General features: G+C 63.8%; 15 protein-coding genes and 2 pseudogenes. 13 read left to right on the top strand and 4 right to left on the bottom strand.

Going from position 1 to position 20,748, the window contains the following annotated elements; genetic code table 11:
• Positions 1–2 precede the first annotated feature (2 nt).
• On the bottom strand, positions 3–2,024 hold the full coding sequence (locus HMPREF2927_RS04310; RefSeq protein WP_070685851.1) for a bifunctional 3'-5' exonuclease/DNA polymerase: 2,022 nt from the start codon (positions 2,022–2,024) through the stop codon (positions 3–5).
• A 208-nt stretch (positions 2,025–2,232) separates the two neighbouring features.
• On the opposite strand from HMPREF2927_RS04310, the gene HMPREF2927_RS04305 reads away from it, so the two are divergent.
• From HMPREF2927_RS04305 to HMPREF2927_RS09245, 5 genes and pseudogenes are all read left to right on the top strand, one after another.
• Positions 2,233–3,879 (top strand): TadA family conjugal transfer-associated ATPase, encoded by a 1,647-nt coding sequence (locus HMPREF2927_RS04305; RefSeq protein ID WP_070685849.1) that lies wholly within the window; start codon positions 2,233–2,235, stop codon positions 3,877–3,879.
• Between the two features lie 42 nt (positions 3,880–3,921).
• Positions 3,922–5,208, top strand: coding sequence for a type II secretion system F family protein (locus HMPREF2927_RS04300; RefSeq protein WP_070685847.1), 1,287 nt, complete (start codon positions 3,922–3,924; stop codon positions 5,206–5,208).
• A gap of 142 nt (positions 5,209–5,350) precedes the next feature.
• Entirely contained in the window at positions 5,351–5,980 is a 630-nt protein-coding gene (locus HMPREF2927_RS04295; protein ID WP_070685845.1) for a DUF4244 domain-containing protein, read from the top strand.
• A gap of 82 nt (positions 5,981–6,062) precedes the next feature.
• Entirely contained in the window at positions 6,063–6,593 is a 531-nt protein-coding gene (locus tag HMPREF2927_RS04290) for a TadE family type IV pilus minor pilin (protein ID WP_070685843.1), read from the top strand.
• Positions 6,583–6,906, top strand: a pseudogene (locus HMPREF2927_RS09245) (Rv3654c family TadE-like protein); the annotation flags it as partial. The gene HMPREF2927_RS04290 and the pseudogene HMPREF2927_RS09245, both read left to right, overlap by 11 nt.
• Positions 6,907–7,235: 329 nt before the next feature.
• Here HMPREF2927_RS09245 and HMPREF2927_RS04285 read toward each other — a convergent pair.
• Positions 7,236–10,034, bottom strand: a complete 2,799-nt coding sequence (locus HMPREF2927_RS04285) for a DEAD/DEAH box helicase (protein WP_070685841.1) — start codon at positions 10,032–10,034, stop codon at positions 7,236–7,238.
• 244 nt (positions 10,035–10,278) lie between these two features.
• On the opposite strand from HMPREF2927_RS04285, the gene HMPREF2927_RS04280 reads away from it, so the two are divergent.
• The 6 genes and pseudogenes from HMPREF2927_RS04280 to HMPREF2927_RS09385 form a co-directional block, all read left to right on the top strand.
• The gene (locus tag HMPREF2927_RS04280) at positions 10,279–11,190 is read left to right on the top strand and encodes an oxygen-dependent tRNA uridine(34) hydroxylase TrhO (protein ID WP_070685839.1); all 912 of its coding nucleotides are present in this window, start codon (positions 10,279–10,281) and stop codon (positions 11,188–11,190) included.
• Positions 11,190–11,687: a GyrI-like domain-containing protein gene (locus HMPREF2927_RS04275; RefSeq protein WP_049338580.1), complete on the top strand. Its 498-nt coding sequence runs from the start codon at positions 11,190–11,192 to the stop codon at positions 11,685–11,687. The genes HMPREF2927_RS04280 and HMPREF2927_RS04275 overlap by 1 nt, the downstream gene beginning before the upstream one ends.
• A gap of 266 nt (positions 11,688–11,953) precedes the next feature.
• A complete protein-coding gene (locus HMPREF2927_RS04270) occupies positions 11,954–13,057 on the top strand; it encodes an LLM class flavin-dependent oxidoreductase (protein WP_070685837.1) in 1,104 nt (367 codons plus the stop codon).
• A 195-nt stretch (positions 13,058–13,252) separates the two neighbouring features.
• The gene (locus HMPREF2927_RS04265) at positions 13,253–13,612 is read left to right on the top strand and encodes a Cd(II)/Pb(II)-sensing metalloregulatory transcriptional regulator CmtR (protein ID WP_070685835.1); all 360 of its coding nucleotides are present in this window, start codon (positions 13,253–13,255) and stop codon (positions 13,610–13,612) included.
• Entirely contained in the window at positions 13,609–14,259 is a 651-nt protein-coding gene (locus HMPREF2927_RS04260) for a cation diffusion facilitator family transporter (protein WP_070685833.1), read from the top strand. Before HMPREF2927_RS04265 ends, HMPREF2927_RS04260 begins: the two co-directional genes overlap by 4 nt.
• A gap of 38 nt (positions 14,260–14,297) precedes the next feature.
• Positions 14,298–14,384 (top strand): annotated as a pseudogene (locus HMPREF2927_RS09385) (luciferase); the annotation flags it as partial.
• 261 nt (positions 14,385–14,645) lie between these two features.
• Here the strand turns inward: HMPREF2927_RS09385 and HMPREF2927_RS04250 are convergent.
• Both HMPREF2927_RS04250 and HMPREF2927_RS04245 read right to left on the bottom strand, forming a co-directional pair.
• On the bottom strand, positions 14,646–15,155 hold the full coding sequence (locus tag HMPREF2927_RS04250; protein WP_070685829.1) for a pyrimidine dimer DNA glycosylase/endonuclease V: 510 nt from the start codon (positions 15,153–15,155) through the stop codon (positions 14,646–14,648).
• A 2-nt stretch (positions 15,156–15,157) separates the two neighbouring features.
• Positions 15,158–16,909 (bottom strand): DUF7059 domain-containing protein, encoded by a 1,752-nt coding sequence (locus HMPREF2927_RS04245; protein ID WP_246827352.1) that lies wholly within the window; start codon positions 16,907–16,909, stop codon positions 15,158–15,160.
• A 143-nt stretch (positions 16,910–17,052) separates the two neighbouring features.
• On the opposite strand from HMPREF2927_RS04245, the gene HMPREF2927_RS04240 reads away from it, so the two are divergent.
• Together HMPREF2927_RS04240 and topA are read left to right on the top strand one after the other, a co-directional pair.
• The gene (locus HMPREF2927_RS04240; protein WP_044145909.1) at positions 17,053–17,511 is read left to right on the top strand and encodes a pyridoxamine 5'-phosphate oxidase family protein; all 459 of its coding nucleotides are present in this window, start codon (positions 17,053–17,055) and stop codon (positions 17,509–17,511) included.
• A gap of 340 nt (positions 17,512–17,851) precedes the next feature.
• A complete protein-coding gene (gene topA, locus HMPREF2927_RS04235; protein ID WP_070685826.1) occupies positions 17,852–20,668 on the top strand; it encodes a type I DNA topoisomerase in 2,817 nt (938 codons plus the stop codon).
• Positions 20,669–20,748: the final 80 nt, after the last annotated feature.

The following is a 20,748-nucleotide window of genomic DNA, read 5'->3' as shown; positions in this document are numbered from 1 at the left end:
GATTATTTACCGTCTGCGTAGTTGTGCACCCGCGCCACCGACACCGGAAAATCAACCGGCACCCGACCGAACAGCAGACGCGCCGCCTCCGCAGCACCCTCACGCACAATACGCTCTACGCGATTCGCCTCCAGCTCAGGACCGCAGAGCAGAAGCTCATCGTGCAAAAAATACACGATGCGGGTGCGCATCGGCATACCAAAAATCCGCTCTGACAGCAGACGAGAACGCACCGCGCCCATCCAACACAAAGCCCACTCCGCAGCCGTACCCTGAACAATAAAATTGCGGGTCATGCGACCGTGCGCACGCGCCGTCGATACGGCACGCGACTCAGCCGCCGGCGACGACCGATCGGCCACAATCTCACGGAAACGCTCATCCACCGGCGGGGACGTGCGACCCAAAAAAGTCGTCACCTGACCGCCCGCCTCACCAATACGAGCCGCACGCTCCGTAAACTCCATAGCCTGCGGAAAAAGCGCCGCCACATGCGGCAACAGCGCACCAATCTCACCGCTGCGGCCACCATACATAATCGCCAGCATGCCCACCTTCGCGTGGGAACGCTCCGTCAAAGCCACACCCTTCAGGCGCGCCAACTCGGCAATACCCGCATACAGGTCAGCGCCGCGACCCGCCGAAGCGAGCGCCTCATCACGGCTCAACGCCGCCAGGATGCGCGGCTCAATCTGCGAGCCGTCCGTCACCGTCAGCACCTGACCCTCCGGCGCCTGCACCGCCTGACGAATCTCCGCAGGAAGCTGCAGTGCACCACCGCCGGAAGCGCCCCAGCGCCCGGTCGCGGCACCACCCACCTCAAGATGCGGGCGGAACGCACCCTCAGAAACCCAAGTATCAGCCCAGGTCCAGCCGTTAGCAGTCCAAATACGGTACAGCTTCTTATACCGCAGAATCGGGTCAATCAGCGCCCAACGCTTTTCCCGCTGAGCAGGAATCGCCTCCGCCCAACTCTTCAACTCCCACGACCGCGTAGACTTCACCGAAACCCCCGCAGACTGCAAAGCACGCAAAAGATCCTGCGGCGAATCCGGGTTCAACGACGGCATAAACAGCATGCGCTGAATCTGCTCCGCCAACTCCTGCATCTTCTGCGGACGCTCCCCAGGCACCGGACGCGGACCCAACAACTCGCACAGATGCTCATGATGCGCCTGCACATTAAACGGGATGCCGTAATAACCAATCTCAGCCGCCACCAACGCACCGGCAGACTCAGCCGCCGCCAAAAGACGCAACCGCTCCGGGTGCCTCGACTCACTAATAGCCCGCGCCTGCGCCAGCCATTCACGCATCAGCACACGCACCACCGGATGCTCCGGCAGCAGAGTCACCGGGCCCGCCGCCAACTGCGGGGCAAAAGGCTCATGAGGCGCCGCCTCCAGGAAATCCGGGGAGGAAGCGGTGGGGGACTGGGCGGTGCTGGTAGGAGTCGTGGAGGAATCAGGAGCAGCAGGCGCACTCAAAAAATCAGCGCCGAACAGCTCCTCCTGACCCTGAATCTGCCGCGCCACCGGCAGATACCCCTGAGGCTCCACCGCCTCACGCACATCAGAAAGATCCAGCACCGGGCTGTACTCCACAAAACCGCTCGGATGCGTAGCGGCAGTCACCAAAATCCGCTGCACCAGACGCAAATCATGGCACAGATGCACCCGCACCCCGCGGCGCAGAAGCAGCGGGTCAACATGGCGGGTATCAGCCCAAATCCAGCGCGGGAAACGCGCCTGCGCCGAATCCGCCGCCTGCCGCTCCACCTCTCGCACATACGCCGGAAGATTCGCCGCACTCACCCGATCCGCACGCGTAATCCGCGGAATAAAGGTCGGGTCCTGCAACTGCTCTGCGGTCGGCGCCGAAAAATGAAAAGCACCCCACGAAGTCACCGGCTGAGCACCGCGCGGGGACGCACCCGCGGCAATAGCCGACGTGACCGGGTGCGCTGGAGTGCCGGTCTGGGCGGTAATACCCGCGCCGGTGGCAGGACTGAGCAGAACGTACATTCTTCCATTATCGAGGATGCGTCGGTAGAACGGGTGGTGCGTGGTTATCACCAGAATGTACGAGTGGTTTGTCATAAAAGCGCCGGATGCGTGCGTTTTGTTCGTTTGAGGTACGTGCATCGTGGATATTTCGGGGTGCGCGAGGAGTTATCCACAGAACGCTCATTCTCTTAAAAATTCGGGGCGGGCGCAATGCTCTCCTAGAGCCATGAACCCCACCATGAATCCCTCCAACAATCCCGCCGGGCACCCAGCCAACAATCCCGCCGGGCACCCAGTCAACAATCCCGGCAGCCCCAACGGTTGCCCGCCGCGTGCCGCACAGGGTGTGAATCAGCCGGGCGCACAGAATACGGGCGTCCAGAACACCGGCGCGCACTCGCTACCCGCCCTGCTCATTCCCGAAGACTATCGCGCCCGCGCCGTTGCCCTGCACGCCCGCGAGCTGATCCTGTGCTCGCCGCAGATGAGCACTATCGCCCTGGGCGGTTTTAGCGGAGGGTTCAGTGACGGATTCAGTAACGGATTCAGTGCCGGGGTTGATAAGACGGTCGAGAAGGCAGGGGAGCGGCCGCCCGCAGGTGGCGCAACCGTCGCGGGCAGTGCAAACACCGCGAGTGCCGCGGGCGGTGGGTTACTCCAGGAATCCCAGCCCCTCCGCGAGATTCTCGAAAACGCCGTGGATGAGGCAATCTGCACCATCGACGGCGGATGCCAGGGGAATGCCTGGGGGAACGCGGACGCAGAAGGAACGGGCGCAGACGGAACTAATGTGACGAAGCCCCGAAAATTCCGCACCAAAACGGTGCAAGCTGCGCCCACCTCCTGGAGCTACCCCAGCGTGGAATACGTACCCGTCAACCGGCAGACCGCGCTACGCTACCTCGCCGCGGAACTCTACGGCCTCGGCGCCCTCGACCTGCTCCTTGACGAGGGGCAACGCGCCGGAACCATCACCGATATCTACGTGAACTCGCCCTGCGATATCTGGGTGGGCATCAACGGAACCACCCGCCCCGTGGCGCTGAGCCTCGGCAATGAGCGGCGCGTGCGCGACCTCGCCGAGCGGCTCATCCGCAGGCACGGCGGGCAGCTGGATGCCGCGCATCCGGCGGCTGACATCAGCGACGAGCACGGCAGACGCATCCACGCGATTATCCCGCCGCTGAGCGAACGCACCCGGCTCTCCGTGCGTCTACCCGCCCGCGAGCGCCCCACCCTGGCGCAGCTGCAGGCCGCGGGGCTGTGTGATGATGCGACCGCCGCCTACCTGCGCCGCATGATTGCCGAACGCCGCGGATTCCTCATTAGCGGCGGTACCGGCACCGGCAAAACCACCCTGCTCAACGCCCTGCTGGGGCTGTGCTCGCCGCAGGAGCGCCTCATTCTGCTCGAAGACACCCCGGAGTTGGCGCCGCAGCATGAGCAGGTTATTGCCCTCAAAACCCGTGCCGCCAACTCCGAAGGCGCCGGCGAAATCGGGCTGGGTGAGCTGATTGTGCAGGCGCTACGCATGGGCCCGGATCGGCTCGTGGTCGGTGAGTGCCGCGGCGCGGAGGTGGTGCACCTGCTGACCGCCATGAACACCGGTCACCGCGGTGCCGGAACAACCCTACACGCCAATAGTGCGCAGGCGGTGCCCCTGCGTTTGTGCGCCCTGGGCGCGCTCGCCGGACTGGATAGTAGAACGGTCGCTCTACATACGGCGACGGCTTTTGAACGCATTATCCACCTGGAACATCGGGATGGTCGCCGCCGCATCGAGGGTATTTACAGTCTGCACCCCGCCACACAGGGGAGTGAAGAGTACCTGCAGGTCAGGCGTATTTCTACCGGGTCTGATGTTGGGTACTAGCCCCCGAAATGGGGGAAGCAGAAAACGTGAAAGGAGGAAGCAATGAAGCAGAACGAGAAGAGCAATGGAAGCCTTCGCGAACGCTGGTCTGAGCGCTGGACTGAGCGCCTAGCTGGGCGCATTGCCGGAGCAGCCAGTGCCGAGGAAATGCGCATGTGGCCGCTCATGTTACGTACCCTCGCCCTGAACCTACGTGCCGGCATCCCCCTGCAGGAGGCGGTGCGCACCGACCCGGGCTATAGGCAACTCGGGGAGCTCGAGCAGCTCGGGGAGAACGAGCTGGTGCCGGGTACGGGGAAACCGCGTGCGAAGAAAAGCGTCCGGAGAAGCACCCGGGCTCTACGTGTACGAGGCCTCTCTCCCCTTTCCGAAGACTACGGGCACAAGCGGTGCGCCGAAGATATCCGCCGCTTCATGCAGGCTCTCGCCACGGTCACCTCCTGGGGCGCCCCCGCGCACCTCGCCTGCGCCCAGCTACTCGAAAACAGCACCCGGATGCGCCCGCACAGCCGCGAGCGCCTGCACGACCTGCAACTGAGCATGCGCATGAGCGAGAGCGCCGGTGCGCCGCTTGCCACGAGCCTGGAACGCGCCGCCGAACACGCCGAAGAACGCATCGATGCGCTTCTGGGTAGGCAGAGCGCCCTCGCCGCACCGCGCGCCACCGGCAGGATTCTCTCCTGGCTACCGCTGCTTGGCCTCGGATTGGGTGTGCTCATGGGAAGCGACCCCGTGGGCGTGCTGACCGGCTCCATTCTCGGGGCGCTCACCGGTTTGCTCGGGCTGGGGCTCGCCTTCGTCGGGCGCCGCTGGACCGCCGCGCTCGTGCATCGGGCGGAGGTGGAGAGCCTGCGGACGGCAAATGCTGAATCTGAGACGGAAAAGTCTGCCTTGCCAGCAGATGCCGGGCCCGTTGATACCGCCCTCGTGTTGGAACTACTCGCCGCGCAGTTGAGAGCCGGGCTCGCACCGCTCGCCGCCCTGGGCACCCTCGCCGAGGCGCTCAACAGCCGACCGTTGCACACGGTCTGCCAGCGCCTACAGATGGGTAGCGGCTGGGGGAGTGCCTGGTCGGGGTCCGCGGCGGGAACCTTCGGTGAGCTGCGGGATGCACTCGCCCCCTCCTACACGGGTGGCGCACCCAGCACGGCGCTGCTGCTCTCCCTAGCCGATGCGCATCGCCTCAGCGAACGCCGCGCGGCAGAACGCGCCGCCGGAAAGCTCTCCGTAGCGCTCGTGGTACCCCTCGGGCTGTGCTCACTGCCCGCCTTTATCTGCCTGGGTATTGTGCCCATCCTCATTTCGCTACTACCCACGCTGACCGGCTAAAGATTCAAGCCCATAAGCACTGTTGACTAGCCGAAATTCTGAAAAGTTTAGACCTTCGCTTTAGACCTTCGCCCATCTGCAGCGAACGCGGATGAGCACCCACCCCGCCCCGAATGAACGGGGCACAACGAAAGGAAAACCAATGACGAACACCCTCTGCGAAGCAATCCGCCACGACCTGCACGCTGTCGATGCTCCGCTCAACGCACCGGCCGGTGCTCCGCGTGAAATTCAGCCCGCCGCGCTCGGTGCAGAAACGCAGACCATTCTGGGCCCCGTGCCGCTGTCCGTTGCTATCGCAACCACCATGAAGCAGCTGCGCGAAGAATGCCCCGAACTATTTACTGATGCTGAGCTTTCCACCGGCGCTGAGCAGAAGCATGCTGGCCCCAGGATTGACCCTAACGAAATGGAGATTGATATGAATACGGACCGTCTGAACCCCGAACAGGCGCTGACCATTGCCCGCGCGCTCGCCGAGGGCTGCACCCTGGACGAATGCGGCGCCACCTGCCGCAGCCTGGGTGAGCACGCGCCCAGCTGTACCGAATATGTACCCGCTGGGGGGCACGAAAAGGCGCTCAAAGATTACGCCCAGGCGGGTGATCCGGAGGAGGGCGCCTCCACCGCTGAGTACGGCATTGTGATGCTCGCGGCGGTCGGTTTCGCGGGCCTGCTGGTGCTGATTCTCAAGTCGGATGAGGTGCGTTCCATGCTCCTGGATATTGTGCGTAACGCCCTGTCGATTGCGGGTAACACGGGGCTGCTCTAGAACCTTTGGCAAAACCCGCTGTAGGGTTTGCTTCTAAGCTTTGGGAGCCCCGGAAAATCAAACTAGAAAGGAGGAATAAAGAATGAACGCTCATGTGAATTTGGGTGCTTTGCGGTGCACTCGTCTCGCAGGAAAAGTCGGGGCGGAACCGGCACCCTCGACCCCGCACAAGAGCCCAGCAGAAGAGGGTGTGATTACCGCCGAATTTGCGGTCGCCCTACCCGCCGTGACGGTGGTGCTCGCCCTCTGCCTGGGTGCCGCCTCCACGGGGGTTGCACAGCTCAAGGTGGAGGAGTCCGCGCGAACGGCTGCACGAGCCGCCGCCCGTGGAGATTCCGAGGTGCAGATTCGCTCCGCCGTCAGCCGCATCGACCCGGCGCAGAGCGTGCAGATTTCCGTTTCTCCTGATGCTGTCGCTTCTGATGGTGCGGTCGCCGCGGATGCGGGGCGCGCCCGGGAAGTGCACGTGCGGGTGAGCCGCCCCGCCCCCGGTGTGATCGGGTCGGCAACCGGCTGGGTGCTACGGGCGGACGCCCACGCCCGCGTTGAAGGCAACGGTGGCACTCAGGAAAGCAGTGACAGTGAAGAAAGTGCCGGCAGTGATGGCGAATAGAAGCGCGGTTTTTGCTTGGTCTGCGGACGAATATTCCGAAGAGGGTAGCGGCACCGTCCTCGCCCTCACCATTATTGCCGCGCTGCTGGTGGTGACCGTGGTGATTGCCGGTCTCATCGGGGTGGTGTCCGCTAACCGCAGGGCCTCCGCAGCCGCCGATTTGAGCGCACTCGCGGCGGCGGATGCCTACCGCGGGCTTACCGAAGGCGACCCGTGCGCGGTCGCGGCGGACCTTGCCGAACGCCACGGCGCGCACCTGGAATTCTGCACGTTTCCGGATCGACCTGAAACGGTGGAGGTGACGGTCGCCGTCCCGGTTGCAGGGCCCTTGGGGATGCTGGGCCCGGCGAGGGTGCGTGCCCGCGCTGGGGCTGAGTACCCTGAAGAAGAGTACGCCGAAGAAGAGCATGACGCGGCGGGCAACGTGGAGGAGCTGAGCCCCGATGAAGTCGCCGAGCTGGAGGAGGAACTGGGGATCGAGCAGGACTCGGTACCCGAACCTCCCAAAACCCGAAAGCCCAGCAGAGCTGGAAAACCCACCCGAGCCAGAAAAATCCGCCGATTAGGTTATTTTCCCTCATTGGGAGTTGTCATCCTAGCCCGTCCTACGTCCCCCAGTATGCCCCGCACCCCCAGCGCGTTCTACGCCTCCGCCATGCTCCTCAGCATTGCCGTCAGGAGCGCCCGTGCGCCGTGCTTGCTGAGTGGTTCGTTGCGGTTGCCGCACTTGGGCGAGTGCACGCAGGAGGGGCAGCCGTTGTCGCATCCGCAGCTTTCGATGGCTTCTAGGGTGGCGCTTAGCCACTGCTGAACCGCGTTGAAGCCGCGCTCGCTGATGCCTGCGCCGCCGGGGGCTGCGTCGTAGACGAAAATGGTGGGCCTGCCGGTGTCCACGTGAAGCAGTGTGGAGAGTCCACCCAAGTCCCAGCGGTCGCTGGTGGCGATGAGCGGTAGCAGTCCGATGGCGGCGTGTTCGGCGGCGTGCAGGGTGCCGGGTCCGTCCTCTTCGGTCACGCCCGCGCCGAACAGGTAGCTGGGCTCGAAGGTGAACCAGACCGCCTCGGTCATGAGCACTTCCGGCGGCATGGATTGCGCCTCTTCGCCCAGGTATTCGCCGCCGTAGACGGAAAAACGCCGGTAGCCGGTGACCTGGTCGGTGACCTGAACTTGCCCGCGGTGCATGGTGAGCGGGGCAAGCTGCTGCGCGTTGGTTTCGGGGATAGAGATTTCGGGAGCATGCTCTCCAGGAGCGGGCTCACCGGGAGCAGTCTCGGCGGGACCCGCTTCCCCAACAGCGTTTTGCGCACCGTAACTAACCCGCGCACGCTCCGCCAGAATACGCACCTCGGTGCTCTCAATGGCGCGCGTGTAGTAGTCCGGGTAGACGCGGCTGAGCAGAATCACGCGCTCGCCCTCGCTGAGGGATTCGACCACGTACTGCGCGCTCTGGTGAATGTAGATTGCGCCCGGGTGCCCCTGGCTCATGGCGTGCGCGGCGTCCATGGTGCCAACCAGGGTGCCGTCTTCGGCGTCGATGAGCTGGTAGGGTCCGCCGCCGGTGCCGCGGATATCGACCAGCTCGGCGGCTGATTCGGCGTGCGTCCAATACCAGCCGTCCGGGCGGCGACGCAGGTACCCCTGATGCACCAGCCGATCCAGCAGAGCGGCGGTATGCGGCCCGAACAGGCTCAGCTCTTCAGTGCGGATGGGCGCCTCCTGCGCGGCGGCGCACAGCTGCGGTGAGAGAACGTACGGGTTCGTTGGGTCGAACACGGTCGCCTCAACTTCCTGCCCGAAAATCGCCTCTGGGTGGTGCACCAGGTAGGTGTCGAGCGGGTTGTCGTCGGCAATGAGCACGGCGAGCGCGTCCTGACCGCTTCGACCCGCGCGGCCCACGCGCTGCATGAAGGAGGCGCGGGTACCTGGCCAGCCCGCCACGAGTACGGCGTCCAGCCCGGAGATGTCGATGCCCAGTTCCAGCGCGGAGGTGCTCGCCAGGCCGAGCAGTTCGCCGTTGCGGAGTTTGCGTTCGAGTTCGCGGCGCTCTTCGGGGGTGTACCCGGCGCGGTATGCGGCGACGCGGTGGGAGAGGCCCGCCTCCACCTCGTCGAGGTAGCGTTGGGTCTTCTGCGAGAGGATTTCTACGCTGCGGCGTGAACCGGCGAAAACCAGGGAGCGGGTGCGGGAAAGCACCAGGTCGGTGAGCATTTGCGCACCCTGCTCCACGGGGGAGACGCGGCGCGGCGCCTCCTGCTCAGCCTTCGACTGGACCGCCTGCTGCTGGGTGCTGCGGGCGCCCTTGGCGAGTTGATCGTGCGCCTTGGGCGGCATGAATTCGGGCTCCCAGAGCGCGACGGTGGTTTCACCGCGTGCGGAGGTGGACTCGGTAATGGCGGTGACCGCCTGCTGCGGCACGCCGATGAGCTTGGAGAAAGACTCGACCGGGTTGGAACTGGTCGCGGAGGCGCCGTAGAACACGGGCACGGTGCGGTAGAGTGCGCAGACGCGGCGCAGGCGGCGCAGCAGATTGGCGATGTGCGCGCCGAAAACGCCGCGGTAGCTGTGTGCTTCGTCGAGCACCACGTAGCGTAGCCCGCGCAGGAAGGATGCCCACTGCCGGTGGTTGCTCAGGATTGAGTAGTTGAGCATGTCCGGGGTGGTGAGGATGAAGTTGGAGTGTTCGCGGATCCAGCGGCGTTCGCCGGTGGGGGTGTCGCCGTCGTAGCTTGCCGCGTGGAGCCCTGGCAGGTTGTAGGAGGTGAGGGCGGTGAGCTGGTCGGCGGAGAGCGCCTTCGCCGGTGAAATGTAGAGAACGTTCGCTCTATTATTAAGGTTTTCTGCCCCGGAATACGCGGAAGTTGAGCTCACCGGCTCGCCGTACGATGCACGGCAGATTGCATCCAGGGTAGGCATCAGGTAGCTCAGGGTCTTGCCTGAGGCGGTACCAGTCGCCACAATCACGTGCCCGCCGCTGCCGGTGCTCTTCGTGTCTTCGGCGTGCGTGGGAGCCGGCGTTTCAATGCGCTCAGCCTCAATACGCCCCGCCTGCCAGCCGTAGCGCGCCGCACTCGCCGCCAGCGCCGCATCAAGACCCGCGTGGGCGGCGTCTGCCGCCTGCACCTGGTGGGCGTAGGGCTCGGCAATACCGAGCGATTCAAAGGCCTCCACCACACGCGGATGCAACCACTGCGGCCACGGCGCGTAGCTCGCCTCTCTGGCGGCAATGGTGTGAATATGGGTCACCTGCTCGGGCAGGGTTCCGGTGCGTTCCGCCTCCGGCAACAGGGATGCCAGCACCTGCTGTGCGCTTGCGGGGAGCTCGCGGTAACGTAGCGTTTTTGGGTGCGCCGCAGACTGCCCTTGCTCGTGCCGGTGTGCGGGCAGCTGTTCGGGGTGCTGGTTGGTGTTCTGCGAGGAGGTGCTGTGCGGCATGGGTTCCATTGTAGAGCGGCGGGCTACACTCCGACCTGCCGCCGGTCACTCGCTACCCTGAACGCCGGCTCCGAACCTGCTCGAATCCTGCCCCGACCCCGAGCCTAGCCACTAACCTAACCCCGCCCTAATCCCGTCCCAGAACCGTCCCAGAACCGCCCCGGCACCGCTTCTGCGCCGCCGACCCCTTAGTCAGCGCGCACATATCAAAAAATTTGCATGCTTTAGACGTATATGACGATAAAATAGTTTCGTGGCTCAAAATAAGATTATTCTGTATTACCAGTTCGCCCCCATCGCCGACCCGCAGGCGGTCATGCTCTGGCAGCGTGTCCTCTGTGAGAAGCTCGGCCTGCGCGGGCGCATCCTCATTTCCAAGCACGGCATTAACGGCACCCTCGGCGGCGAAATCAACGCTGTCAAGGCGTACACCAAGGAAACCCGCAAGTACCCCGGCTTCAAGAACATGGAGTTCAAGTGGTCCGAGGGTGGCGCGGAGGACTTCCCCCGCCTGTCCGTGAAGGCACGCGACGAGATTGTGGCTTTCGGTGCTCCCGACGAGCTGCAGGTGGACGAGAACGGCGTCGTTGGCGGCGGCGTGCACCTGAAGCCTGAAGAGGTCAACAAGCTTGTTGAAGAGCGCGGCGATGAAGTGGTCTTCTTCGACGGCCGTAACGCGTTCGAGGCGAAGATCGGCAAGTTCAAGAACGCTATCGTTCCAGACGTGCGCACCACCCACGACTTCATCCGCGAGATCGAGTCCGGCAAGTACGACCACATTAAGGACAAGCCGGTCGTCACCTACTGCACCGGCGGTATTCGCTGTGAGATTCTCTCCGCGCTCATGAAGAACCGCGGCTTCAAGGAGATCTACCAAATCGACGGCGGCATCGTACGTTACGGTGAGAAGTACGGCGATAAGGAACTCTGGGAAGGCTCGCTCTACGTCTTCGACAAGCGCATGCACATGGAGTTCACTCCGGACACCGTCACCATCGGCAAGTGCGAACAGTGCGGCGCCCCCTCGAACAAGTTCGAGAACTGCTCCAACGATTCCTGCCGCGAGCTGGTTCTGCTCTGCCCCGAGTGCGTAGCTGACGATGCGAAGCGCCACTGCGTGCCCGAGTGCTCGGTGGACCGCGAAGCAGCTGAGGCGAACGCCTAATGGCAGCCGCTAAGGGCGGCGCGGTTCAGATTTCTGAACCTCGCATTGAGGAGCACCCGGCGATGGTCGTTGCCGGCGTTTCGCAGGTGTTCCCCCTGGATGGCGACTTCTCCTCGCTGTGGGATGAGCTGAATCAGAAGGCGTCCCCGGCGATGCTGGATGTTCTGAACGTGACCCAGTACCTGGGTGTGTGCACTCAGCCGAACCCGAAGGGTCAGGTTCGCTACACGGCGGGCTTCCTGGTGTCGGAGCCGGCGAGCGCGGCGAAGCTTGGTCTGGGTGTGTTGGAGTTGCCTGCGAGCACCTATGCGGTGGTTGAGGTGACCGGCCCGATTTCGGAGTCTATTCCGGCTGGCTTTGCGAGCTTTGAGGAGGCGTTCTTCGCGAAGAATCCGCAGTATCGCCCGGTGGGTGGCCTTGAGGTGTACGGTCGCGGCGATATGCAGGCGGCTGATTACCGTATGGAGCTGTGGGTTCCGCTGGCGAAGCGTTCCTAGGACAGTTTGTTTCTGTCGTTTAAGTTGCAGTTTTAGCTGTTGAATAGAAGGGCCCGGTGGCGTGATGTGTTCGTGCCGCCGGGCTTTTCTGTGCCCTTTTTGCGCTAGTATTTTGTGCCCTGCGCGGGTGATGCGTGCGGGGGGGGGCGGTGCCCTGTGTGTAACACTCCGAAACAAATACTTGACTTGTAAAGTATTTGGATTTAGATTTAAACCACCAGCCCGGTACTACACGAACCCGGGCGCAACCCGCAAAGGAAAAAACAATGAGCACCCCCACCAACCCCGGCACTCCGCAATTCGATCCGCAGCTCGACGAATCCATCCGCATCAGCCACCTCGAACCCATGCGCGGTGACGAGAAGAAGCTCGGCTTCCTCTCCTTCGGCCACTGGGCTGAGGTTCCCGGCTCCCGTGTGCCCTCCGCTGCAGAATCTCTACACCAGGCAATCGACCTTGCCGTAGGCGCCGAAGACATCGGACTGGACGGCGCGTTCTTCCGCGTGCACCACTTTGACCAGCAGCAGGCGACCCCCTACCCGCTGCTCTCCGCAATCGCCGCTAAGACCGAACGCATCGAGCTGGGTACCGGCGTGATTGACATGCGCTACGAAAACCCGCTCTACATGGCAGAACTTGCCGCCATGGCTGACCTCATCGCGGCGGGCCGACTGCAGCTCGGTGTCTCCCGCGGCTCGCCCGAATCCGTTATCCGCGGCTTTGAGAGCTTCGGCTACTACCCGGCAGAGGGAGAAAACGAGAGCGATATGGCGCGCCGCCACCTCGACATTTTCCTCAAGGCCATCGAGGGTGAGGGTATGGCGCCCAGCGCTCGCGTTCCCGGCAAGTACGCCCCCGTCCAGCCGCAGTCGCCGGGCCTGCGCGACCGCATCTGGTGGGGCGCGGGTACCGATAGCACCGCCGTGTGGACCGCGCAGAAGGGCCTGAACCTCATGTCTTCGACCCTGATGCTGGAAGATAAGGGCATTCCTTTCGACCAGCAGCAGGCGCAGCAGATTCGCCTCTTCCGCTCCGAGTGGGTGAAGGCGGGCAACTCGGGCGTTCCGCGTGTTTCGGTCTCCCGCTCGGTGCTGCCGGTAATTGACGAGACCTCGGCGCGCTACTTCGGTCGCCGCGCCGCGGAGGACTCGCAGGATTACACCGGCATTATTGACAACAGTTTCTCCCGCTTTGGTCGTAGCTACATTGGTGACCCGGCGGATATTGCCGAGGAGCTCGCCCGCGATGAGGCGGTTCAGGCGGCGGACACCGTGTTGCTGACTATCCCGAACCAGCTGGGCGTGGACTTCAACCTGAAGATGCTTGACGCAATCGTGAAGGAGGTCAAGCCCGCGCTGACCACTAAGTAAAGACCCTGAGGTGAAGACTCCGCAGAACCTTCTGCGCTAGCAGGGTTTCGCGCCAGTGTGCCGCCGTCGCTTCCGTGATGGGCGGTGGTCGCTGATGAGCGCGAACTCTGCCGCCTCCCGAGGGCAAGGGCGCGGAGCACGTGCGGCAGCCCGCACAAGTGGACAATTGGTCAGTTATCACTGTATAGTCATCGTATGCTGACTATTGTTTCACACCTCGACGTCATGAACCGGCTCGGCCGCGCCATGGCCGACCCAACACGTTCCCGGATTCTGATGACCCTCCTCAGTGGCCCGAGCTATCCAGCCGTGCTCTCGCGCGAGCTGGAGCTGACCCGCTCGAACGTGTCCAACCACCTGACCTGCCTGCGCGATTGCGGAATCGTCGTCGCCGAGCCCGAGGGCCGCCAGACGCGCTACGAGATCGCCGACCCGCACCTCGCCGCGGCACTGACGTCCCTAATCGACGTCACGCTCGCGGTGGACGAGGCCGCGCCGTGCATCGACCCGGCATGCTCGGTGTCGGGCTGCTGTGGAACGGCGGCGGGAGCATGAGCGAGACCCTGACCACCGCGCGCCGCGCGATGCTGCACCAGCGCGTCCGCTTCATCGTCGGCTTCACGATCACGTACAACGTAATCGAGGCAATCGTCGCAGTCTGGGCAGGCGTCCTCGCCTCGTCCGCGGCGCTCATTGGCTTCGGGCTCGACTCGGTTGTCGAGGTACTCTCGGCCGCGGCCGTCACCTGGCAGTTCACCCGCAAGGACCCTGAGCGGTGGGAAACGGTCACCGTCAAGGCCATCGGCATCGCGTTCTTCGCGCTGGCGGCCTACGTATCAATCGACGCGGTGCTGGCCCTGGTCGGCCAGGAGGGCCCCGACCACAGCCCGCTGGGTCTCGGTATCACCGCGCTGAGCCTGGTCGTCATGCCTCTGCTGGCGTGGATTGAGGTCCGCACCGGGCGGGAGCTGGGCTCCAAGAGCGTGATGGCCGACGCCAAGCAGCTCATCCTGTGTATCTACCTCTCCGGTGCAGTGTTCATCGGCCTCGTCCTCGACAGCCTGTTCGGCTGGTGGTGGGCTGACTCGGTCGCGGCGCTGGTCGTGGCGGTGCTCGCGGTGCGCGAAGGCCTGGAGGCCTGGCGCGGCGACGTCGAGTCGCCGTTCGAAGTGCTAGAGGACCTCGAAGACGAGGACGACTGACCCGTCACTCGACGATGAAGAGCCAGTGCTGCAATCCAGACATGCGCTACGAAAACCCGCTCTACATGGCTGAACTTGCCGCCATGGCCGATCTCATTGCGGCGGGTCGACTGCAGCTGGGCGTGGACTTCAACCTGAAGATGCTTGAGACAATCGTGAAGGAGATTAAGCCTGCGCTGACCACCAAGTAAAGCCCCTGAGGTGAAGGTCCTTGGGTAAAGGTCCTGGGGTAAAGACCCCGTGCCAAGCTGTTTCCAGCGCTCTATAACGCGCTGAGATGTTTGTTCCCATAAAGCTTGAGCCACACATACAGTAATGCCCCGGCAGGCACCCGCAAGGGTTCCGCCGGGGCATTACTATGCTCACGTTCTTAGAAATCCCTCTGTCTAGAAATCTTTCGTCTTTTCCCAAGGCTCAATAGCGCCCGGAACCACCTCAAAGAGCGGATGTGCACACGCCGCCAGGCGCTCGCTCAACCGATGCTCCCACTCGAGGTCGCGCCCAGCCACCTTGTGCCGCAGAAAGGCGAGCTCGTACTCCAACTGGCCGAGAGGAACGGGAATCAGGGCGACCGAAGCGTACGTGTTTTCTTCCTTGTCGGCGCTATTTTTGTCAGCTTTGTCAGCGCAGCTTTTGCCTGCGATATGTTCGCCCGCACCAATCAGCGCACGGTTGAACGAGTAGCCGCGGGCATCCGCCTCATCCGCCAGCCCGGACAGGTAGGCGGCAACCGCCTCCAGCGGCTGCGGGTGCGCGCGAAAACGAATCAGCTGCGGATGGTTCGTGTACCCGCGAGTCAGGCCCCGCAGCACCTTCTGCGCCAGCAGGGTTTCACGCCAACAGGCGACCAGGGCGCGCCGATCGAGCAGACAGGGGTGAAGGGACCAAATACGCACGCTTAGCTCTGCGTTTCTGCCGTGCTCTCGCCAGCCGACTCAGTGCCCGCATGCTCGTCGCTAAAGTGCAGGAAGCTCTTGAGTACCAGCTCGCGCACCGCGTGCAACAGTGTATCGCGCGGATGCTGCTCCTGCGTGCCGCGCGCCGCGGCGGCAGCTGCGTCGTATTCGGGCCAGGACAGAAGCATGGCAAGAGCCGCCACAATCTGACCCACGGCAAGCTCACCATCGCTCGCCGAGGCAAAACCAGCCGTCTCGGTGGAGAGCAACTGGGTGCGGCACAGACCCGAACCGGCACGCAACAAAATGACGCTGGGGTGCTCGGCGCCGGGGCGGCCGTGGCGTTCCTCGGTGACGTCCTCGGCGACCTCCAGGTGCGCGGTAAGGAGCGCTTCATCGTCCATGGCGGCGAGGCGGTCGTAGCGGCGCACGGACTCGGTGAGGGCGCGGGCGATGGGCTGCTGAATCGGGTAGGTGATCTCCTCGAAACGCTGCAGGGGCTCGGTCACGCCTGCCGCGGTCGCCTCGGTCGGGCGGCGCAGCCAAATCATACCGAAACCAATAGAATGAACGTTCCGGGAAGCGAAGTCGTTCAGGTACGCCACGTAGGTCTGTTCGTAGTGGCTGCGGTCGCGGTTCTCACTCGCATCCTTCAACCAGGTCTCCGCGTAAGAACCCGGCGCCACCGACTCACGCTGAATAAACCACGCCTCCGCGCCGCCGTCAGCAACCCAGGCACGCGGGCGCTCATCCCACGGGCGCGGTGCATCCGGGTCCGCTGAATCGCGAATAATCTCCCAGTTACCCAGCATCTGCGCGCGGCCACCGGGCACCAGCACCGACGGCAGCTGACGCACCATCGTGCTCACAATTTCGTCACCGGGCAGGCCGCCGTCGCGGTAGGTGAACTGTTCCTCGGCGCTCTCACCGGCAACGCGCGGGGTAATCACGAACGGCGGGTTCGACACCACCAGGTCGAAAAGCTCACCGGCGACCGGCTCCAGCAGGGAACCCTCACGCAGGCTCACGCGCGCCTGCGGGTTCTGCGGATCAATATTGAGCGCTTGCGCGTTCAGCAGCAGGTTAAAACGAGTGAACGCCAGGGCACGCTCCGAAATATCGGTGGCGGTCACGTGCTCGGCGTGGGCGAGCAGGTGGAAGGTCTGAATACCGCAGCCGGTACCCATATCCAGAGCACGCTTGACGGGGGTACGCTCGGTAATCTGTGCCAGAGTCAGGGAGGCGTGACCAATACCGAGCACGTGATCCTTACGGAGCACACCGGGGCGCTGATGCGCACCCAGGTCAGCGGCAACAAAGATTTCGGTGCCGTCATCGGCGGCGTGCGGGCGCAAATCAACGCTCGCGGTCCAGCGGGCAGAACCCGCAGCGTCGCGCTCAATCAGCGCGGCATCCTCGAAATCAACCAGGGTCTCAGCGAAAACCTCGGCAGCCTCAGCCTCAGTGAGCGGGCGAGCCAGCAGGAAAAACGCCAGCAGACGCGCCAGGTTCTTCTCCTCCGCGCTGTAATTGCCGCGCAGAATGTGCTCCACACGCCACAGGCCCGGAACCACCTGGTCGCGAGCCATCGCCTCAGCCGCCTCAACACCCAGCAGCTCCTGCACAGCGTCATAGCTGTAGTTCAACGCCAGCAGGCGTTCACGGATGCGGGTCAGGCGGGCGTAATCATCGCTGCGGGGAGCATCCACAACAGCGGCGTACTCGGGAGCGAAAGTGGCGGCAGAAATAGTCATGCACACCATTCTACGCACCGCCGCATCTGCCCGGGCGCGCCCACCGCGTATAGGCGGCAGCTCAATGACACGGCCCCAACCCACCCACTGACCAAAACCGTCATCTGCGCAAGAGCACCCACCCCATCGCATACACTGAAACCATGAGTAACCTGTACCCCGATGAAAGTATCAGCGTCGACAAGTGCTGGGAGCGTCTGCACGCGAACACTCTCGGCCGCCTCATCCTCACTGACGGACAGCACGTCGATGTGCTGCCCGTGCTCTACGCCGTCGCCAGCCAAGACGACAAGCAGGAAATCTACATCCGCACCACCCGCGGCAACAAGTTCTCCTCCGTGGTGGTCAGCCGCCGCGTCGCCTTCGAAATCGACGAAACCCTCGAAGACGGCATCCGCTCCGTCATCGTGGTCGGTATCGCCCACTGGCTGCCGCCGGAAATGACCCCGCAGATTGTGCGCACCTTCGACCTGCCCGACTCCGAAACCCACGAAATGCAGTGGGTGCGCATCGCGCCGCAGACCGTGTACGGCCGCGAATACCCGCTGCTGCCCGCATACCTGGACGGCACCCACCCCGACTCTGATACCCTCACCAGCTAGAAACGCAGGTGAGCGGGTGCGGTGCGCCCTGGCACCCGCCTCCATGTACCTCGTGTACACACCACCGCTCCGGTACCGTATGATGTACCGAGTACCCTGCGCGCTCATGCAAGCTCAACACGCCCGGTCCTCATCAACTAGAACCGTGCCAGCTCGCCCAGTGCCGGGCCACCGCGCGCTCGCCGCATGAAACGCACCGAGCGCACCACATCAACCCAACATAAACTACACCCCACCGATCACCTCACCCGCGTACAACCACAACCGACCGGCGCCCACAAGCGCCAGCGTAGGTTATGGTTGAATACGTAGCTTTTCAACACACAGATAGAGGAGTGCCGTGCCCGCTCAGGCAAAGACCGGAAAAGCCCTGCTGATTGTGGAGTCTCCCTCCAAGGTCAAAACCATTAGCAGCTACCTCGGCGAGGACTACCTTGTCGACTCGTCCATGGGCCATATCCGCGACCTTCCGCAGCCCTCCGAACTGCCCGAAAACCTCAAGAAGAGCCCTGTCGGCAAGTTCGCTGTCAACGTTGAAGAGAACTTCGAACCCTACTACGTGGTCAACCCCGACAAAAAGAAAAAGGTCGCCGAACTCAAGCGCAAGCTCAAAGAAGTAGACGCGCTCTACCTGGCAACCGATGGTGACCGCGAAGGTGAAGCTATTGCATGGCACCTGAAGGAAGTCCTCAAGCCCAAGGTACCCGTCTACCGCATGACCTTCCCCGAAATCACCCGGGAAGCCATTCAGCGTGCCTTCGGCGAACTGCGCGACATCGACCTGCATCTGGTCGACGCACAGGAAACCCGCCGCATCCTCGACCGCATCTACGGTTACGAAATCTCCCCCGTACTCTGGCGCAAGGTCGGCCGCGGCCTCTCCGCAGGTCGCGTGCAGTCCGTCGCAACCCGCCTCGTGGTTGAGCGCGAACGCGAACGCATGGCATTCGTCGCCGCCAACTACTGGGACCTGACCGGACGCTTCCTGACCGCAGCCTCCGAAGGCTTCGACGCCAAGCTGGTCGCCGTAGACGGCAACCGCATCGCCACCGGCAAGGACTTCGCCGACAACGGCACCCTCAACACCTCCAAGGTCACCCACCTGAACGAGGAAGCCGCCCGCGCGCTCGCCGCAGCCCTGCAGTCCGCCGCGTTCTCCGTACGCTCCGTTGAGACCAAGCCGTACAAGCGCCGCCCGGCAGCGCCGTTCACCACCTCCACCTTGCAGCAGGAAGCCGCACGTAAGCTGCGTTTCTCCTCCCGCGTGACCATGCAGGTGGCGCAGCGCCTCTACGAAAACGGTTACATCACCTACATGCGTACCGACTCGGTGGCGCTGAGCGAGCAGGCGATCTCCGCCGCACGCCGCCAGGCATCCGAGCTGTACGGCGCAGAGTTCGTGCCCTCCGCACCGCGCGTGTACACCTCCAAGAGCAAGAACGCACAGGAAGCCCACGAAGCAATCCGCCCCGCCGGTGACACTTTCCGCACCCCGGACGCTGTGCGCGGCTCCCTGTCCAACGACGAATTCCGCCTCTACGAGCTGATCTGGAAGCGTACCGTCGCCTCCCAGATGGCTGACGCGACCGGTTCCACCGCCTCCGTGCGCCTGGGCGCCGTGGCATCTAACGGCCAGGACGCCGAGTTCGCTGCATCCGGTACCGTCATCACCTTCCGCGGCTTCCTCGCCGCCTACGAGGAGGGCGTTGACGCATCCCGCGTGGCTGAGCGTGAGGCGAAGGACGCTGAGAAGCGCCTGCCGAACCTGACCACCGGCGAGGCACTGACCGCCGAGGCAATTGAACCCGCCGGCCACGAGACCCTGCCGCCTCCACGCTACACCGAGGCGTCCCTCGTGAAGACCCTGGACGAGCTGGGCATTGGCCGCCCGTCCACCTACGCGGCGGTTATTTCGACCATCATGGACCGCGGATACGTGAACGTTCGTTCTGGTTCGCTGATCCCGTCCTGGATCGCGTTCTCCGTGGTGCGCCTGCTCGAATCCAGCTTCGGCCCCTACGTGAACTACGAGTTCACCGCGCAGATGGAAGAAGACCTCGACCGCATCGCACGTGGCGAAGAATCCCGCGTCGAATGGCTGGGCGAGTTCTACTTCGGCGGCGGCTCCAAGCGCGGCCTGAAGCCCATCGTCGACAACCTCGGCGAGATAGACGCCCGCAGCATCAACTCCATCCCGATCGCGGACGGCATTGTGCTGCGCGTGGGCAAGTTCGGCCCCTACCTGGAAGCCGAAGGCACCCTCGACACCGAGACCGGCGAACTGACCGAACCGATCCGCGCGAACGTACCCGCCGACCTGGCACCGGACGAACTGACCGAAGCGAAGGCACGCGAACTGCTCGAACAGGGCAAGTCCGACGGCCGCGTGCTCGGCGTGGACCCGGTCTCCGGCAACCAGATCGTGGCACGCGACGGCCGCTACGGCCCCTACGTCACCGAAGTCATCGAAGAGATGACAGAGGAACAGATCCAGGCGTACCTGGACGCGCAGCCGACCGAGTACTACAAGAACGGTAAGCCCAAGCCGAAGAAGAAGCCGAAGCCCGCCAAGCCTCGTACCGCGTCCCTGTTCAAGTCCATGGACTTGGCGACCGTGACCCTGGAGCAGGCTCTGCAGCTGATGAGTCTGCCGCGCGTGCTTGGTACCGACGCTGAGGGCGTGGAGATCACCGTGCAGAACGGCCGCTTTGGCCCGTACCTGAAGAAGGGCACGGACTCCCGCTCGATTGGCAGCGAGGACGAGATCTTCACGATTACGCTGGAGCAGGCGCTGGAGATTTACTCCCAGCCGAAGCAGCGCGGTCGTGCGGCGGCTAAGCCTCCGCTGGCTGAGCTGGGCGTGGACCCGGTCAGCGAGAAGAAGATCGTGGTGAAGGACGGCCGCTTTGGCCCGTACATCACCGACGGTATTACGAACATTACGGTTCCGCGTGCGGAGTCGGTCGAGTCGCTGACCCATGAGCGTGCGGTGCAGCTGCTTGCTGATAAGCGTGCGAAGGGCCCGGTCAAGCGTAAGACCGCCGCGAAGAAGACCACTACCGCTAAGAAGACTACGGCTAAGAAGACGACCGCAAAGTCTACTACCGCGAAGAAGACGACCACTCGTAAGACCGCGGCGAAGAAGACCGCCGAGTAATCAGCCGCGTTGTCAGCCGAGTAGCGTTTCTACTTGAAGGCGCAGGATGTGCCCCTGATCTCCCACACGGGGGGGGGGGG

The organism is Rothia sp. HMSC061E04, assembly GCF_001813685.1.
GTDB lineage: Bacteria > Actinomycetota > Actinomycetes > Actinomycetales > Micrococcaceae > Rothia > Rothia mucilaginosa.
This window is presented reverse-complemented; position numbering and strand designations above follow the sequence as displayed.

What these genes read in the sequence shown, in the direction of transcription:
- HMPREF2927_RS04310 (WP_070685851.1), bottom strand. Translation starts at nt 2,024, where the DNA reads ATGTACGTTCTGCTCAGTCCTGCCACCGGCGCGGGTATTACCGCCCAG.
- HMPREF2927_RS04305 (WP_070685849.1), top strand. Translation starts at nt 2,233, where the DNA reads ATGAACCCCACCATGAATCCCTCCAACAATCCCGCCGGGCACCCAGCC.
- HMPREF2927_RS04300 (WP_070685847.1), top strand. Translation starts at nt 3,922, where the DNA reads ATGAAGCAGAACGAGAAGAGCAATGGAAGCCTTCGCGAACGCTGGTCT.
- HMPREF2927_RS04295 (WP_070685845.1), top strand. Translation starts at nt 5,351, where the DNA reads ATGACGAACACCCTCTGCGAAGCAATCCGCCACGACCTGCACGCTGTC.
- HMPREF2927_RS04290 (WP_070685843.1), top strand. Translation starts at nt 6,063, where the DNA reads ATGAACGCTCATGTGAATTTGGGTGCTTTGCGGTGCACTCGTCTCGCA.
- HMPREF2927_RS04285 (WP_070685841.1), bottom strand. Translation starts at nt 10,034, where the DNA reads ATGGAACCCATGCCGCACAGCACCTCCTCGCAGAACACCAACCAGCAC.
- HMPREF2927_RS04275 (WP_049338580.1), top strand. Translation starts at nt 11,190, where the DNA reads ATGGCAGCCGCTAAGGGCGGCGCGGTTCAGATTTCTGAACCTCGCATT.
- HMPREF2927_RS04270 (WP_070685837.1), top strand. Translation starts at nt 11,954, where the DNA reads ATGAGCACCCCCACCAACCCCGGCACTCCGCAATTCGATCCGCAGCTC.
- HMPREF2927_RS04265 (WP_070685835.1), top strand. Translation starts at nt 13,253, where the DNA reads ATGCTGACTATTGTTTCACACCTCGACGTCATGAACCGGCTCGGCCGC.
- HMPREF2927_RS04260 (WP_070685833.1), top strand. Translation starts at nt 13,609, where the DNA reads ATGAGCGAGACCCTGACCACCGCGCGCCGCGCGATGCTGCACCAGCGC.
- HMPREF2927_RS04245 (WP_246827352.1), bottom strand. Translation starts at nt 16,909, where the DNA reads ATGACTATTTCTGCCGCCACTTTCGCTCCCGAGTACGCCGCTGTTGTG.
- HMPREF2927_RS04240 (WP_044145909.1), top strand. Translation starts at nt 17,053, where the DNA reads ATGAGTAACCTGTACCCCGATGAAAGTATCAGCGTCGACAAGTGCTGG.